Annotated in this window: 14 protein-coding genes and 1 tRNA gene; 8 read left to right on the top strand and 7 right to left on the bottom strand. The window is 53.4% G+C overall.

The genetic code is table 11. The features are described 5' to 3' along the window. Positions 1–133 precede the first annotated feature (133 nt). Complete coding sequence (locus tag PYW49_RS13755) at positions 134–418, bottom strand: YfcZ/YiiS family protein (protein WP_134347740.1); 285 nt, start codon at positions 416–418, stop codon at positions 134–136. Positions 419–790: 372 nt separating this feature from the next. Between PYW49_RS13755 and fadL the strand changes: the two genes are divergently transcribed. Then, positions 791–2,113, top strand: a complete 1,323-nt coding sequence (gene fadL / locus PYW49_RS13750) for a long-chain fatty acid transporter FadL (RefSeq protein WP_166790901.1) — start codon at positions 791–793, stop codon at positions 2,111–2,113. 43 nt (positions 2,114–2,156) lie between these two features. On the opposite strand, the gene mlaA is transcribed toward fadL, so the two are convergent. Continuing rightward, positions 2,157–2,909, bottom strand: coding sequence for a phospholipid-binding lipoprotein MlaA (gene mlaA, locus PYW49_RS13745; protein WP_134347738.1), 753 nt, complete (start codon positions 2,907–2,909; stop codon positions 2,157–2,159). Positions 2,910–3,224: 315 nt separating this feature from the next. Between mlaA and PYW49_RS13740 the strand changes: the two genes are divergently transcribed. Then, positions 3,225–4,154 carry a formate/nitrite transporter family protein gene (locus tag PYW49_RS13740; RefSeq protein WP_134347737.1) on the top strand — a complete coding sequence of 310 codons (930 nt, stop codon included), beginning with the start codon at positions 3,225–3,227 and terminating at the stop codon, positions 4,152–4,154. A gap of 75 nt (positions 4,155–4,229) precedes the next feature. Then, a tRNA-Arg gene (locus PYW49_RS13735) sits at positions 4,230–4,304 on the top strand. A 3-nt stretch (positions 4,305–4,307) separates the two neighbouring features. Here PYW49_RS13735 and PYW49_RS13730 read toward each other — a convergent pair. Further along, positions 4,308–4,946: an ECs1377 family protein gene (locus PYW49_RS13730; protein WP_134347736.1), complete on the bottom strand. Its 639-nt coding sequence runs from the start codon at positions 4,944–4,946 to the stop codon at positions 4,308–4,310. 293 nt (positions 4,947–5,239) lie between these two features. Here PYW49_RS13730 and lpxP point away from each other — a divergent pair, with 293 nt between their 5' ends. Together lpxP and ypdK are read left to right on the top strand one after the other, a co-directional pair. Then, positions 5,240–6,196, top strand: a complete 957-nt coding sequence (gene lpxP / locus PYW49_RS13725; protein ID WP_134347735.1) for a kdo(2)-lipid IV(A) palmitoleoyltransferase — start codon at positions 5,240–5,242, stop codon at positions 6,194–6,196. A 357-nt stretch (positions 6,197–6,553) separates the two neighbouring features. Continuing rightward, the gene (gene ypdK, locus PYW49_RS13720; RefSeq protein ID WP_099458937.1) at positions 6,554–6,625 is read left to right on the top strand and encodes a membrane protein YpdK; all 72 of its coding nucleotides are present in this window, start codon (positions 6,554–6,556) and stop codon (positions 6,623–6,625) included. Between the two features lie 52 nt (positions 6,626–6,677). Here ypdK and alaC read toward each other — a convergent pair whose 3' ends face one another. Continuing rightward, positions 6,678–7,916, bottom strand: a complete 1,239-nt coding sequence (gene alaC / locus PYW49_RS13715) for an alanine transaminase (protein WP_134347734.1) — start codon at positions 7,914–7,916, stop codon at positions 6,678–6,680. 64 nt (positions 7,917–7,980) lie between these two features. Beyond that, a complete protein-coding gene (locus PYW49_RS13710; protein ID WP_320386719.1) occupies positions 7,981–8,274 on the bottom strand; it encodes a hypothetical protein in 294 nt (97 codons plus the stop codon). Positions 8,275–8,303: 29 nt separating this feature from the next. Here PYW49_RS13710 and PYW49_RS13705 point away from each other — a divergent pair, with 29 nt between their 5' ends. Both PYW49_RS13705 and PYW49_RS13700 read left to right on the top strand, forming a co-directional pair. Then, entirely contained in the window at positions 8,304–10,010 is a 1,707-nt protein-coding gene (locus tag PYW49_RS13705; protein ID WP_320386718.1) for a sensor histidine kinase, read from the top strand. A 3-nt stretch (positions 10,011–10,013) separates the two neighbouring features. Beyond that, positions 10,014–10,745 carry a LytR/AlgR family response regulator transcription factor gene (locus PYW49_RS13700; RefSeq protein WP_134347731.1) on the top strand — a complete coding sequence of 244 codons (732 nt, stop codon included), beginning with the start codon at positions 10,014–10,016 and terminating at the stop codon, positions 10,743–10,745. Positions 10,746–10,776: 31 nt separating this feature from the next. On the opposite strand, the gene glk is transcribed toward PYW49_RS13700, so the two are convergent. Beyond that, on the bottom strand, positions 10,777–11,742 hold the full coding sequence (glk, locus tag PYW49_RS13695; protein WP_134347730.1) for a glucokinase: 966 nt from the start codon (positions 11,740–11,742) through the stop codon (positions 10,777–10,779). Between the two features lie 206 nt (positions 11,743–11,948). Here glk and PYW49_RS13690 point away from each other — a divergent pair, with 206 nt between their 5' ends. After that, positions 11,949–13,184, top strand: coding sequence for an ion channel protein (locus PYW49_RS13690; protein WP_320386717.1), 1,236 nt, complete (start codon positions 11,949–11,951; stop codon positions 13,182–13,184). Here the strand turns inward: PYW49_RS13690 and ipdC are convergent, their stop codons facing one another. Continuing rightward, positions 13,185–14,843: an indolepyruvate decarboxylase gene (ipdC, locus tag PYW49_RS13685; RefSeq protein ID WP_320386716.1), complete on the bottom strand. Its 1,659-nt coding sequence runs from the start codon at positions 14,841–14,843 to the stop codon at positions 13,185–13,187. It lies immediately after the preceding gene. Between the last annotated feature and the right edge of the window lie 16 nt (positions 14,844–14,859).

The following is a 14,859-nucleotide window of genomic DNA, read 5'->3' as shown; positions in this document are numbered from 1 at the left end:
AGCTAAGACACAGAGAAGAAAAAGAAAATGCCCCGAGGTAAAAGCAAAACGGTAACCCATAGGTTACCGTTTTTAGTGTTTGCCCCCTCTCCCGTGGGAGAGGGCTGGGGGTGAGGGCATCAGGCCGCAGAGATTAACGCAGGCCTAACTGGAAAATCAGCGTTTCGGCTTCGCAGGCGAAGACAAAATCGATGTCCAGCTGCACGCCACCGTCCACCTCGGTGAAGGTAGATTTGATTTCGCACGGTTCGGATTCAACATCGCGCGCACGCTTGCTCAGCGCGGTCAGGGTCTCTTCCGCTTCGGCACGGTTGGTGAATACACGGCTGTAAGAGGCGGTGCAATCGGTGTTGTCCATGATGGTCCCAACATCCATACAGCAGCAAACCGGGGTTTCATCAGCACTGCATTTACTCATAGCTCAATTTCCTCTGTATTCGCGCAGCGCGCGAGATAAACACGATGCTGATATTTTACGCCCCGGCGCTGGCTCTCTCCAGCCGTTAATGGCGTAAAAGCGGATAAGTGACCAATATCACACTAAAAAATGATCTAAAACAAAAACCACCCTTTTGGGTGAGTCGCGATGGTCACAATTTTGCCAACCAGATCTCGTTTCACGAAACATGTTTGAAAATATTAACAAACAAACTTGCAACATTCTAGCTGGTCAGACCTATACTCACGCCACTGGTCTGATTTGTATGTCATACCTCAGACCCTACACTTCGCGCTCCTGTTACGGTATGTAACAATTATTGAATAAAAATAACTCAATGAGGTTATGGTCATGAGCCAGAAAACCCTGTTCAACAAAACTGCGCTGGCAGTCGCAGTGGCAATCGTGTCAACTTCCGCCTGGTCAGCGGGCTTTCAGTTAAACGAATTTTCTTCCTCTGGCCTTGGCCGTGCGTATTCCGGGGAAGGTGCGATTGCAGATGATGCGGGTAACGCGAGTCGTAACCCTGCGCTGATCATGATGTTTGATCGTCCGACCTTCTCTGCTGGTGCTATTTTTGTCGATCCCGGCGTTGATATTTCAGGTCGTTCTCCGACAGGCGCCAGCCTGAAAGCGGATAACATCGCGCCAACGGCATGGGTGCCAAACATGCACTTCGTCGCGCCAATCAACGATCAGTTTGGCTGGGGGGCCTCCGTCACCTCTAACTACGGTTTAGCGACTGAGTTTAGCGACAACTACGCCGCTGGGGCGTTTGGCGGTAAAACCGACCTGGAAACCCTGAACCTGAACCTGAGCGGTGCTTACCGTCTGGACAATCACTGGAGCTTTGGCGTTGGCTTTGACGCTGTGTATGCCAAAGCGAAGATCGAACGCTACGCGGGCGACCTGGGCAAAATCGTGGCTGGCTCAGGCGCACTGCCACCGGCACTGGCGCAGCGAGTGGCGGGAATTCCGGCAGACACCCAGATTGCGTATCTGAAGGGTGACGAGTGGGGCTTTGGCTGGAACGCCGGTATCTTGTATGAACTCGATAAAAACAACCGTTACGGTTTTACTTACCGTTCCGAAGTGAAAATCGACTTTGATGGCGACTATAAGAGCAGCCTGCCTTCCGCTTATAACCAAATCCTCGGCAACTTCGGTCTACCTATGGGTACCAACGGCCGTACCACCGGCGGTTCTCTGAGCCTGCACCTGCCAGAAATGTGGGAACTGTCAGGTTATAACAAAGTGGCGCCGCAGTGGGCAGTTCACTATAGCCTGACCTATACCAGCTGGAGTCAGTTCCAGGAGCTGAAAGCAACCAACAGCAAGGGCGACACGCTCTTCTATAAAGATGAAAGCTTCCGCGACGCTTACCGCATCGCGCTGGGTACGACCTACTATATGGATGACAACTGGACGTTCCGTACCGGTATTGCCTTCGATGACAGCCCGGTCCCAGCAGACAAGCGTTCCATCTCAATTCCGGATCAGGACCGCTTCTGGCTGAGCGCAGGTGCGACCTATGCCTTCAACAAAGATGCCTCGGTTGATGCCGGTATCTCTTATATGCATGGTCAAAAAGTTAACTTCAAGGAAGGTCCGTATGAGTTCTCTTCCGAAGGTAAAGCCTGGCTGTATGGCATGAACTTCAACTACGCGTTCTAATCGCGCTTGAAGCAAAAAAGGTGAGCATTGCTCACCTTTTTATTTACTGCGAATCGATATCTTTTAGTTCGTTTTCGATAGCCTTCGCGTTTGGATTCTCTTCCGGCTTCAGCTTACCGCCGTTGGCAATAAAGTCATGATTCTGGAAGTACGCTTCACGCACCATAATGTACGGATCTGAAGACTGACGCAGCAGGCCATCAGAGTCGAGCAGTTGCGCGCGCGTTTCAATCCCTTCTACCGTCCATTTACCAATCGACAGCGGCCAGGTCAGCCACGACAGGACCGGATACAGCGTATCCACCATATCGCCGCCCTCATCACGGATCGTAAAGCTACCGTAGAACGGTAACTGCACGTAAGGGCCATATCCGACGCCATAATGTCCCAGCGTGCTGCCGAAACGGTGCGGCTGTTCACGCTGCAGTTTCTGGTTAGCCATGCCGGCAACATCAATAAAGCCCCCCATACCCAATATGGAGTTGAGGAAGAAGCGGGTAAAGTGCACCATCCCCTGATACGGGTCACCCTGCAGGAAGTAGTTCACCATTACCGCAGGCTCTTCGAGGTTGCTGGTAAAGTTACTTAATCCGTTACGCGCAGGTTGGGGAACGTAATCACGCCATGCTACAGCCACCGGACGAACCACATACGGGTCCAGCACGTTGTAGTTGAAGCTATACATTGAACGGTTAAATCCTTCGAGAGGATCGGAGCGTCCCGTTTGCTCCCCGGAGCTGGCGCAGCCCACAAGCATCGTCGCGCCCAGCGCAAGCGCCGACAGCCGAAGTTTCATAAATATCTCCCTGTTCAGTATGGCTATCGTTGATTGCCATCCGTAACGGAGCCGTTGACGCTCCGTCTGTAAACGTGCAAGCGATTGTAACAGCACGTTTACCGATGTCTATGAGCACAATTACGGGCAGTAACCACCGTGACTCTGATCTCAGCATAGCCTGGCTTTTGGAATTCGTTTCGCTGGCAATTTTATAATGTCTTTGAAAGAGATGTATCACCTTTGTTGTCATTCCCGCCAATTTAAGACCATCCCCACAGGCATCCCGATAAAAGCCGCTACGCTTAACAGAAAGATCAACCTCCGGGAGCAGATATGAAAGAAGTGGGCGAAGAAAAAATTGGCGAGAGCAGTGAGGAGCTTGAAATTGAAAGCGAGGAGAAAGCGCGCGGCGAGAAGATAGAAATTGATGAAGATCGCCTCCCTTCCCGCGCAATGGCGATCCACGAGCATATACGTCAGGATGGCGAAAAAGAGATGGAGCGCGATGCCATGGCCCTCTTCTGGTCTGCTATCGCTGCTGGTCTGTCAATGGGCGCATCTCTGCTCGCAAAAGGGATATTTCATGTTCAGCTGGAAGGTGTGCCCGGTGGGTTTTTACTCGAAAATCTCGGCTACACCTTCGGCTTTGTGATTGTCATCATGGCCCGCCAGCAGCTGTTTACCGAAAACACGGTGACGGCCGTTTTGCCAGTGATGCAAAACCCTACCCTCGGCAATTTTGGTTTATTGATGCGTCTGTGGAGCGTGGTCCTGCTGGGTAATATCATCGGCACGGGCATTGCGGCCTGGGCATTTGAGTATATGCCGATCTTTGATGAACCCACCCGAGACGCGTTTGTGAAAATTGGCATGGACGTGATGAAAAATACGCCAATCGAGATGTTCTCAAATGCCATCATCTCCGGCTGGATTATTGCCACGATGGTCTGGATGTTTCCTTCAGCCGGCAGCGCCAAAATAGTGGTGATCATATTGATGACCTGGCTAATTGCGCTCGCCGACACCACGCATATTGTGGTCGGTACCGTGGAAATCCTCTATCTGGTCTTTAACGGTACGCTTCACTGGAGCGATTTTTTCTGGCCGTTCGCCCTGCCGACGCTTGCGGGAAACATCTGCGGCGGAACGTTTATCTTCGCGCTGTTAAGCCATGCCCAAATTCGTAACGACATGTCTAACAAACGCAAAGCTGAACTTAAGGCGCGGGAAAATGATGATAAATCGACAAAAAAATCGACCTGAACGGTGACTCTTTGAGCAGTCAGGCGGCAATGCGCTTAACGCAAAGTGTAAATAAGGCTATACTCGTGCCGCCTCGTCCCCTTAGTTAAATGGATATAACGAGCCCCTCCTAAGGGCTAGTTGCAGGTTCGATTCCTGCAGGGGACACCATATTCAGTCGGTCTTTTCAGCACAACGATAAACCGGCACGCGTCGGGTCGTTCCGGTCAGATTCTCAAATACCTCTGTTTCAGCCGTTGTAATCCTCATGCCCGCCTTTCTCAGGCGCGACACCTCAGCGGCAATCCGTTGGATGCCAAACCAGAAAAGCGCGTCCAGTGCGGTCACTTCCAGGCCGCTCAGCAGCGCACGCTTCAGGCGTTCAGCGGGAGGCTTAATCTCTTTCGCAATCTGCAAAAAAGGTTCCGCGGTTTGATTGACTGACCCCAGTCGTCGTATACGGGTGGATAGACGGTATTGAAAATGTTCAGGAACATCGCTCAGATCGGTTTTCACACTCCAGACGCAACCGAAGCGTTTACCGTTAAAAATGACGTTCTTCTGGCTGAGCTGCAGCTCATTGCGAAGCCCGGCTATTAACTGGGGCGTGCGCACGAGCAGCAGGCGGAAAGGCAGCTCAAAGCTGGTCACGTAATCGACATTGAGCAGGGCAATACGTAAGCGCTCCTCGGCCCCGGCTTTACTCTCCCGGCACTCGCTCAACACATCACTCCACTGCTTTGTGAGGCGGGAAGATTCATTCACTTCCGTAAAACTGTACTTTTCAATCTGATAATCGATTCGCTCAGTCACCCGGGGTTTTCCTGTCAGCCACGTTTTAGCCCATAAAAGAGACTTTATCAGTACCTATTGTAATGCTCCACAGATGACGCGAAACATCGTTGAAATCTATAAAAACTGTAAAATCAAACACCTCCCAAACTGCCGCTTTTTTAATCAAAAACGAGTAATAGCACATATCGTATAACGGTGTTACATTATACCGCCCACCCAATGTCAGCTATGGCCAGGTAACGTCGTAAAGATCGGTAAAGCCTGCAACCATGACCTTGTACTACGGTCTAATAGGCACGTGGTATCGCTCTATGCGTTACTTTCACCGGCTCTACATAGGTTTCTCTATTTTGTCTCAATCCAATTTCAAGCGCGAATTTTTGCACCCGCGTTACTGGTTTACATGGTTTGGTCTTGGCTTGCTCTGGTTGCTAGTACAGCTTCCTTATCCGGTGATTCGCATACTGGGCTCAAGGCTCGGTAGTACATCCCGCTATTTCCTGAAACGTCGCGAGTCCATCGCGCGTAAAAATATTGAGCTTTGCTTTCCGCAGTACAATGCCGAACAGCGTGAAAAACTCATCGCTGAAAACTTCAAGTCTATCGGCATGGCGCTGCTTGAAACCGGCATGGCCTGGTTCTGGCCAGATGAGCGCGTCCGCAAGTGGTTTGATGTGGAAGGACTGGATAACCTTAAACGCGCGCAGATGCAAAAACGCGGCGTGATGGTCGTCGGGGTTCACTTTATGTCGCTGGAACTGGGTGGTCGCGTGATGGGTCTGTGTCAGCCAATGATGGCCACCTACCGTCCTCACAACAGTGCGCTGATGGAATGGGTTCAGACCCGTGGCCGCATGCGTTCCAACAAGGCGATGATCAGCCGTAATAACCTGCGCGGTATGGTCGGTGCCCTGAAGAAAGGTGAGGCCGTCTGGTTTGCACCCGATCAGGATTATGGACGTAAGGGCAGTAGCTTTGCACCGTTCTTCGCGGTCAAAGACGTTGCTACGACCAACGGCACCTTTGTCATTTCGCGTCTGTCGGGTGCCTCCATGCTGACCGTGACGATGGTGAGAAAAGCGGATAAATCAGGCTATCGTCTGCACATCTCCCCTGAAATGGCTAACTATCCGGAAAACGAGTGCGAAGCCGCAGCGTTTATCAACAAAGTCATCGAAACTGAAATCATGCGTGCGCCAGAGCAGTATCTCTGGATGCATCGTCGTTTCAAAACGCGCCCACTTGGCGAAGCCTCGCTCTATATTTAAGCCCTTATGAAGGTTAGTTTCGCTAAGAAACTAACCTTTTCAATCACCTGCCATCCCGTACCCAAACCGTCTTTTATTGCGTCGCTCAAAGTGAATTTATTGCGTTGCGAAATCAAACTGTCGCCGTTCCACGACACTCGTAAGTGACGGAAATTATTTAAAAAAATCCCTCTTGTCACCCCCCATTTTTAGGCGTACATTAGCGCCGTCTGGCAACAGGAAAGCACAGAATTCTGAGCGGGAGTCGGCGGCGTAACGGGAAAATTCTCATTTCCGTTTTGACCGGATTTCAGTTCTCTATAATCAGGTGGACTCTGTTTTTAAATGCGTACCACAAGATACGCGGAGCGATGAAACGTGAAATATTTCTTTATGGGCATTTCGGTGATTGTTTTAGTCTGGGCCGGAACCTTTGCCCTGATGATCTAGTGAAGAATATGCAGTCAAAAAAACAGGAGCCATTGGCTCCTGTTTTTTTATGTCATGACGACGCGGGGTTCTCAGCGACGCTCTTTGAGGAGAGCAGCCCGTCGGCCCGGAACATACTCTTGATGCCCCTCACCGCCTGACGAATACGGTCGCTGTTTTCAATCAGGGCAAATCGCACATGGGTGTCACCATAATCACCAAAGCCAATGCCCGGTGATACACACACCTTCGCGTCCTGAAGCAGTTTTTTGGCAAACTCCAGGGACCCCATCGCCGCGTACGGCTCCGGAATTTTAGCCCAGACGTACATGGACGCTTTCGGCATTTCTACCATCCAGCCCGCTTCATGTAACCCTTTTACCAACACGTCGCGGCGGCGCTTATACTGAGCCGCAATCTCGTGAACACATTGCTGATCGCCCTCCAGAGCAGCGATAGCAGCGACCTGTAGCGGCGTGAAGGTGCCGTAGTCGTGGTAACTCTTAATACGCGCCAGTGCATTCACCAGCGTTTTGTTACCCACCATAAAGCCAATACGCCAGCCCGCCATGTTGTAGCTTTTCGACAGGGTAAAGAACTCTACCGCCACGTCACGCGCGCCCGGGACCTGCATAATCGACGGAGCCTTCCAGCCGTCATAGACGATGTCAGCATAGGCTAAATCGTGAACCACCAGCACGTCATAACGCTTAGCCAGCGCGACAACTTTCTCGAAGAAATCGAGCTCCACGCACTGGGCCGTTGGGTTCGACGGAAAACCGAGGATCATCATCTTGGGTTTTGGATAACTTTCGCGAATCGCACGTTCCAGTTCGTTAAAGAAATCGACACCTTCCACCAGCGGCACAGAACGGACCTGCGCCCCGGCAATCACCGCGCCGTAGATATGGATTGGGTAGCTTGGGTTAGGGACCAGCACCGTGTCGCCATGATCCAGCGTGGCCAGCATCAGGTGTGCCAGCCCCTCTTTCGAGCCAATGGTGACAATGGCTTCACTTTCAGGATCGATATCAACCTGATAGCGATCCTGATACCAGCGCGAGATCGCGCGACGTAATCTGGGAATACCGCGAGACGTTGAATAGCCATGGGTATCCGGGCGCTGGGCAACCGTGCAGAGTTTCTCAACAATGTGCGGTGGCGTGGGGCCGTCAGGGTTACCCATACTGAAATCGATAATATCTTCGCCGCGCCGACGCGCAGCCATCTTCAGTTCAGCGGTGATGTTGAAAACGTAAGGGGGGAGACGATCGATACGCGTAAAACGGCGTTCAGGACTGAATTCAGCCATAGATTCCTCAGATTAACGTTAGCGCCCGGACCGTCCGAGCGACGCTGCCACTGATGTGGCGTGTTTAGAAAATAACCTGAAAAAAAACATGCTGTCGAGAGGGAAATGAAAAAAAAAGCGTTCGCACGAAAACCGGAAGCCGGCTGGGCGTAAAAGCGGAAGCCTCTGTTCCGGAATCATCGTTCTGATAGCTGTTATTTAACATCATGATATCAAAACAGTTACCAGATGCCGAGCAGACGATTAAAAACCGGTACGGGTCAATCTCTGACAGATAATCCCCTTTGTAAATTATGGTTTTTCCCCATTTGATAAACCTGACGGATAGCTGGTCAATACGCGCCAGGTTTTTTATCATGGTTCTTTCCCGTTTTCCCAGGTCCACTCGTGCACGAAATATTTACTATGCTGCTGGCGGTTTTTGACCGTGCGGCATTAATGCTGATTTGCCTGTTCTTCCTTATCCGCATTCGCCTGTTTCGCGAGCTGTTGCACAAATCAGCCCACTCGCCAAAAGAGCTGCTGGCCGTCACCGCCATCTTTTCGCTGTTCGCCCTGTTCAGCACCTGGTCCGGCGTGCCGGTAGAGGGTTCGCTGGTTAACGTGCGCATTATCGCCGTCATGTCCGGCGGGATTTTATTTGGCCCGTGGGTGGGCGTAATCACCGGTCTGATTGCCGGGACACACCGCTACCTGATTGATATCGGTGGCGTAACGGCGGTACCGTGCTTTATCACCAGCATTATCGCCGGGGTGCTGTCCGGCTGGATCAGCCGCAAAATCCCGAAAAAACAGCGCTGGCGCGTCGGGATCGTCGCAGGCATGGTATGCGAAACGCTGACCATGATCCTGGTCGTCGTCTGGGCCCCCACCACCGCGCTGGGGCTGGATATCGTCTCGAAAATCGGTATTCCGATGATCCTCGGCAGCGTTTGCATCGGTTTTATCGTGCTGCTGGTGCAGAGCGTTGAAGGGGAAAAAGAGGCCAGCGCCGCGCGTCAGGCCAAGCTGGCGCTGGATATCGCCAACAAAACGCTGCCGCTTTTTCGCCACGTTAACGCAGAATCGTTGCGTCAGGTCTGCGAGATTATCCGCCACGACATCCATGCTGATGCCGTCGCCATTACCAATATCGACCACGTGCTGGCCTACGTCGGCGTGGGGGAGCACAACTATCGCGACAACGATGACACCATAAGCCCGACCACCAGACAGGCGATTAACTACGGTAAAATCATTATTAAAAACAATGACGAAGCCCACCGAACGCCGGAAATCCACTCGATGCTGGTGATCCCGCTGTGGGAGAAAGGCATCGTAACGGGTACGCTGAAAATTTATTACTGTCACGCGCATCAGATAACCTCCTCACTGCAGGAGATGGCGATTGGCCTGTCGCAGATTATCTCTACCCAGCTTGAGGTTTCCCGTGCAGAACAACTGCGTGAGATGGCAAATAAGGCAGAGCTGCGCGCGTTGCAGAGCAAAATCAATCCCCATTTCCTGTTTAACGCCCTGAACGCTATCTCCTCTTCCATTCGTCTTAATCCGGACACCGCGCGCCAGCTGATTTTCAACCTGTCGCGCTATCTGCGCTACAACATCGAGCTGAAAGATGACGAGCAGATCGACATTAAAAAAGAGCTGTATCAGATCAAAGACTACATCGCGATTGAGCAGGCGCGCTTTGGTGACAAACTCACGGTCATTTACGATATTGATGAAGAGGTCAACTGCGTGATCCCGAGCCTGCTTATCCAGCCGCTGGTCGAAAACGCGATCGTTCACGGGATACAGCCCTGTAAAGGCAAAGGTGTCGTCACCATCAGCATCACCGAAAGCGGCAACCGCGTGCGAATTGCCGTGCGCGATACCGGCCACGGGATTGATCCAAAAGTCATTGAGCGCGTGGAGTCTAACGAGATGCCCGGGAATAAAATCGGCCTGCTGAACGTGCACCACCGGGTCAAACTGCTTTATGGCGACGGACTGCATATTCATCGTCTTGAACCGGGTACCGAAATTGCTTTTTACGTCCCGAATGAACGCTCTCTCGTTCATACGACGACATCACTGTTACCCCATGTGGAGTAACCCATGAAAGTCATCATCGTAGAAGATGAATTCCTGGCTCAACAGGAGCTAACCTGGCTTATCAAAACCCACAGCCAGATGGAGATTGTGGGTACCTTTGACGATGGTCTGGACGTGCTGAAGTTTCTGCAGCATAACCGGGTCGACGCCATTTTCCTGGATATCAATATTCCGTCGCTGGATGGCGTATTACTGGCGCAAAACATCAATCAGTTTGCCCATAAGCCGTTTATCGTTTTCGTCACAGCCTGGAAAGAGCACGCCGTGGAGGCTTTCGAGCTGGAGGCGTTTGACTATATTCTGAAGCCTTATCAGGAGTCGCGGATTGTCAGCATGCTGCAAAAGCTGGAAGCCGCCTGGCAGCAGCAGACTGCGCCCGCGAACGCCAGCCCAACGGTACGGGAAAACGACACCATTAATCTGGTCAAAGATGAGCGCATCATCGTGACGCCGGTCAATGACATCTACTATGCCGAAGCCCATGAAAAGATGACGTTTGTTTATACGCGGCGGGAATCGTACGTGATGGCGATGAACATCACCGAATTTTGCAGCAAGCTGCCAACGGCACACTTTTTCCGCTGTCACCGGTCGTTCTGCGTGAATTTAAACAAGATCCGCGAGATCGAACCGTGGTTTAACAACACCTATATTTTGCGTCTGAAAGATCTGGATTTTCAGGTGCCGGTGAGCCGCAGCAAGGTGAAAGAGTTCCGTCAGCTGATGCACCTGTAAAGCGCCCTCTCCTGCCGGAGAGGGCTCTGTGTCAGAGGATTTGACCGAGAACCTGACGCAGGTGAGCACCCGAGCCAAGCAGGCCAGGGTTATCATGCACTATCAGATAAACCGGAATGTCCTGCACATAGCTTCTGAAACGGCCTTTATCTTCAAACCCGCCGCGGAAGCCTGAGGCTTTAAAGAAGTCGAGGAAGCGCGGTACGATCCCGCCGGCAATATAGACCCCACCGAAGGTGCCCAGCGTCAGCGCCAGGTTGCCACCGAAACGACCCATGATTACGCAGAACAGCGACAGCGCGCGGCGGCAGTCAATGCAGCTGTCCGCCAGCGCGCGTTCGGTGACGTCTTTCGGCTGCAGGTTTTCCGGCAGACGACCGTCCGATTTCACAATCGCACGGTACAGGTTCACCAGCCCCGGACCGGAGAGCACACGCTCGGCAGAGACGTGGCCGATTTCAGCGCGTAATTCTTCGAGGATAATGCCCTCCTCTTCGCTGTTTGGCGCAAAGTCCACGTGGCCGCCTTCACCCGGCAGGCTCACCCAGCGCTGAGCCACATGCACCAGATGCGAAACGCCCAGACCGGTACCGGCCCCGTACACCGCAATCGGCTTGCCTTCAACCGGTTCAGCGCCGCCAAACTGGATCAGATGCTCTGGCTTCAGCATCGGGATCGCCATGGACACCGCGGTGAAGTCATTGATGATTTCAAGATGCGCAAAACCGAGGTTTTTTTTCATCTCGGCGATGGAGAATGCCCAGGTATGGTTGGTCATTGCGACCCAGTCGCCGGTTATCGGGCAGGCAATCGCGATGCAGCCGTCTTCAACGCTCACCTGCTGCTCTTCCAGGTAGACGAGGACAACAGCCTCAAGGCTTGGATAATCCAGCCCTGAGTAGGTTTTCGCCCGGGAAATTTCACCGCTACTTACATCGCATAATGCGAGGCGCGCGTTCGTGCCACCCACATCACCTACCAAAGCATACTTTGTCATTCTTCTACTGCTCCGCTAAAGTCAGAATAAATCTTTTGGGACACTGTAAATTCAAGGCGTGATAACAACAACGACCGGAAGGTGAATGCCCATGGATTATCGATCTTCGTCACAGAATAACTTTACCGTTTCAGCACCTTTTGCACTATTGCCATAAAGCTGATTGTGCAAAGTAACGTAATACCGTTTTGTACAAGGAAATCATCATGCTCCACCCGCGAGCCAGAACCATGCTGTTGCTGGCAATCCCGGCGTTAATCATTGGCGTGGCCTCAAGCCTGGTGCTCATTGTCGTGATGAAAGTCGCGTCAGTGCTGCAAACGATGTTATGGACAGCGCTTCCGGCAAAACTGGGCGTCAGCGCTGATTCCTCTGCCTGGATCATCATGATGCTGACGTTGACCGGTATTGCAGTGGGCCTGGTGATCCGTTTCAGTCCCGGGCATGCTGGACCAGACCCGGCGCAGGAACCGCTGATTGGTGCCCCGGTTCCGCCTTCTGCGCTGCCGGGGCTGATCGTTGCGTTGATTGTGGGCCTGGCCGGCGGCGTTAGCCTGGGGCCTGAGCATCCCATCATGGCCGTAAATATTGGTCTGGCGGTTTTCCTCGGTTCACGCATTTTACCCCGCGTTGGCGCGCTGGACTGGACCATTCTCGCCTCCGCAGGCACCATCGGGGCGCTTTTCGGCACGCCCGTTGCTGCGGCACTGATCTTTTCTCAGACGCTCAGCAGCAATAACGATGTCCCGCTGTGGGATAAACTCTTTGCTCCGCTGATGGCCGCAGCCGCCGGGGCGTTGACGACCAGCCTGTTTTTCCACCCCCATTTTTCCCTCTCCCTGCCCCACTACGGGCAGATGCAAATAGCCGATATTTTCAGCGGCGCCATCGTCGTCGCGATTGCCATCGCGCTGGGGATGGTGGCGGTATGGTGTCTTCCACGTCTGCACCGGCTGATGCATAAACTCAAACACCCGGTATTGATTCTGGGGACCGGCGGTTTGATCCTTGGTGTTTTAGGAGCAATCGGCGGGACGGTGACGCTGTTTAAAGGTCTGGACGAAATGCAGCAGCTGGCTTTCAGCCAGGTGTTTAGCGTGTCCGATTATCTGCTGTTTGCCGTAATCAAACTGGCCGCGCTGGTAGTGGCTGCAGCCTGCGGTTTTCGCGGCGGACGCATCTTCCCGGCGGTCTTTGTCGGCGTAGCGCTGGGGCTGATGCTGCATGAGCACGTCGATGCCGTTCCGGCAGCAATTACCGTTTCCTGCTCGATTCTGGGGCTGGTGCTGGTAGTCACGCGCGACGCGTGGCTGAGCCTGTTTATGGCCGCTGTGGTGGTTCCGGATACCACCCTCATTCCGTTACTTTGCATCGTGATGTTGCCCGCCTGGCTCCTGCTGGCGGGCAAACCGATGATGATGGCCTGGCGAAACGACAGGTAATCAGGCGCTATTGCGCGCTTCCAGCGCTTTGGTAATCGCCCCCAACAGCGGCGGGATGTCGGCTTTCGGCAGCATCACCTCAATCAGCGAGAGCCGCTCGTGGTGCGCCACTTTTTCAAGGACGTCCGCCAGCTGCTCCGCTTCACTGACCCGCCAGCACTGGGCCTGAGGATCAAGGCTCAGCGCCTGTGGGATTTGCGTCCAGTTCCATAACGCAATGTCGTTATACCGCTGCTCAGGCCCGTGGATCGCCCTTTCCACCGTGTACCCTTCGTTGTTAAGGACCAGAATGATGGGGTGTTGTTTATCCCGCAGCATCGAGCCGAGCTCCTGAATGGTGAGCTGCGCCGCACCGTCCCCCGTCAGCACAATCACGCGACGGTTCGGGCAGGCGGTTTGCGCGCCAAATGCCGCCGCCAGCGTGTAGCCAATCGACCCCCACAGCGGCTGGACGATAAAATTCACGTCTGCCGGAAGGCGAAGATCGATCGCACCGAAGGCTGAGGTTCCCTGATCCGCAAGGATAATGTCTCCCGGGCGAATAAACGTCTGCAACGTTCTCCAGAAATTCTCCTGGGTCAGCGAGCCATCCGGCTGCGGGTAGGACATCGCGCTTTGGGACAGTGGAACAGGCGTGCCGTGCACGTGCTGCTTGCACAGTTCCACCAGCGTCTCGATCGCCTGCAGCATAGGGATACCGGTAAACCAGATATCACCGACGCGGACGGCATGAGGCTGAACTTCTATCGTTTGCGACGGGGTTAACTGGTGGGTGAAGCCGGCGGTCAGGGTATCGGTAAATCGCGTGCCGATGCACAGCACCGTGTCAGCCCCTTCAATCGCCTCTTTTACCGCGCCGGCGCTCGCCGAACCGCTGTACGTACCATAAAAACCGGCGTGACGCTCGTCAAATATACCTTTGCCCATCAGCATGGTAGCGTGCGCCATCGGCACTTCCTTGACCCATTTCTGTAGTGCATGTTTCAGACCATGGCGCAGGACGAGGAAATCGGCCAGCAGCGCCGTGCGCTTGCTCATGGCCAGCTTGTTCTCTGCGGCATCCCGGAACGCCTTCAGGCAGGCACTATCGGCATGCGCATGTCTGAAAGTGAGAGCGTTTACAGGCGGTGTGGCGGCTTTTTTTGCCACATCGGCAGGCAACATCAGGTAGCCAGGCCGGCGTTCCCGAAGCATGGTAGTTAACACCCGGTCAATCTCATAGCAGGCATTTTGTTCGGTCAGGATCGCCTGTGCGGCAGTGATCGGTTCGCTCATATGGTAAAAGTGACGAAATTCACCGTCGCCCAGCGTATGGTGCAGCAGCTCCCCTCGCTGCTGTGACGCCGTTCCCGGCGCCCCCACAATATGTAACACCGGAACGTGCTCAGCATAGCTGCCCGCTATGCCGTTCATGGCGCTTAACTCTCCTACGCCAAATGTCGTCAGCAGCGCGGCGAAGCCCTTACATCGGGCATATCCGTCAGCGGCATAAGAGGCGTTTAATTCGTTGGCACAGCCCACCCAACAGATATCCGGGCTGTCTATCACGTGGTCGAGAAACTGCAGGTTATAGTCGCCCGGCACGCCAAACAGATGATCGGCTCCACAATCTGTAAGACGGTCCAGCAGGTAATCGGCGACGCAGTATGGGGTACGCATGAACAGGTATCCTTCT

This window comes from Enterobacter chinensis (genome assembly GCF_034008295.1).
GTDB classification, from domain to species: Bacteria; Pseudomonadota; Gammaproteobacteria; order Enterobacterales; family Enterobacteriaceae; genus Enterobacter; species Enterobacter chinensis.
Note: the sequence above shows the minus strand (reverse complement) of the source record. Positions and strands in the feature narration are given on the sequence as shown.

Excerpts from the sequence above, each read along its gene's own strand:
- PYW49_RS13755 (WP_134347740.1), bottom strand. The coding sequence starts at position 418 with ATGAGTAAATGCAGTGCTGATGAAACCCCGGTTTGCTGCTGTATGGAT.
- fadL (WP_166790901.1), top strand. The coding sequence starts at position 791 with ATGAGCCAGAAAACCCTGTTCAACAAAACTGCGCTGGCAGTCGCAGTG.
- mlaA (WP_134347738.1), bottom strand. The coding sequence starts at position 2,909 with ATGAAACTTCGGCTGTCGGCGCTTGCGCTGGGCGCGACGATGCTTGTG.
- PYW49_RS13740 (WP_134347737.1), top strand. The coding sequence starts at position 3,225 with ATGAAAGAAGTGGGCGAAGAAAAAATTGGCGAGAGCAGTGAGGAGCTT.
- lpxP (WP_134347735.1), top strand. The coding sequence starts at position 5,240 with ATGCGTTACTTTCACCGGCTCTACATAGGTTTCTCTATTTTGTCTCAA.
- alaC (WP_134347734.1), bottom strand. The coding sequence starts at position 7,916 with ATGGCTGAATTCAGTCCTGAACGCCGTTTTACGCGTATCGATCGTCTC.
- PYW49_RS13710 (WP_320386719.1), bottom strand. The coding sequence starts at position 8,274 with ATGATAAAAAACCTGGCGCGTATTGACCAGCTATCCGTCAGGTTTATC.
- PYW49_RS13700 (WP_134347731.1), top strand. The coding sequence starts at position 10,014 with ATGAAAGTCATCATCGTAGAAGATGAATTCCTGGCTCAACAGGAGCTA.
- glk (WP_134347730.1), bottom strand. The coding sequence starts at position 11,742 with ATGACAAAGTATGCTTTGGTAGGTGATGTGGGTGGCACGAACGCGCGC.
- PYW49_RS13690 (WP_320386717.1), top strand. The coding sequence starts at position 11,949 with ATGCTCCACCCGCGAGCCAGAACCATGCTGTTGCTGGCAATCCCGGCG.
- ipdC (WP_320386716.1), bottom strand. The coding sequence starts at position 14,843 with ATGCGTACCCCATACTGCGTCGCCGATTACCTGCTGGACCGTCTTACA.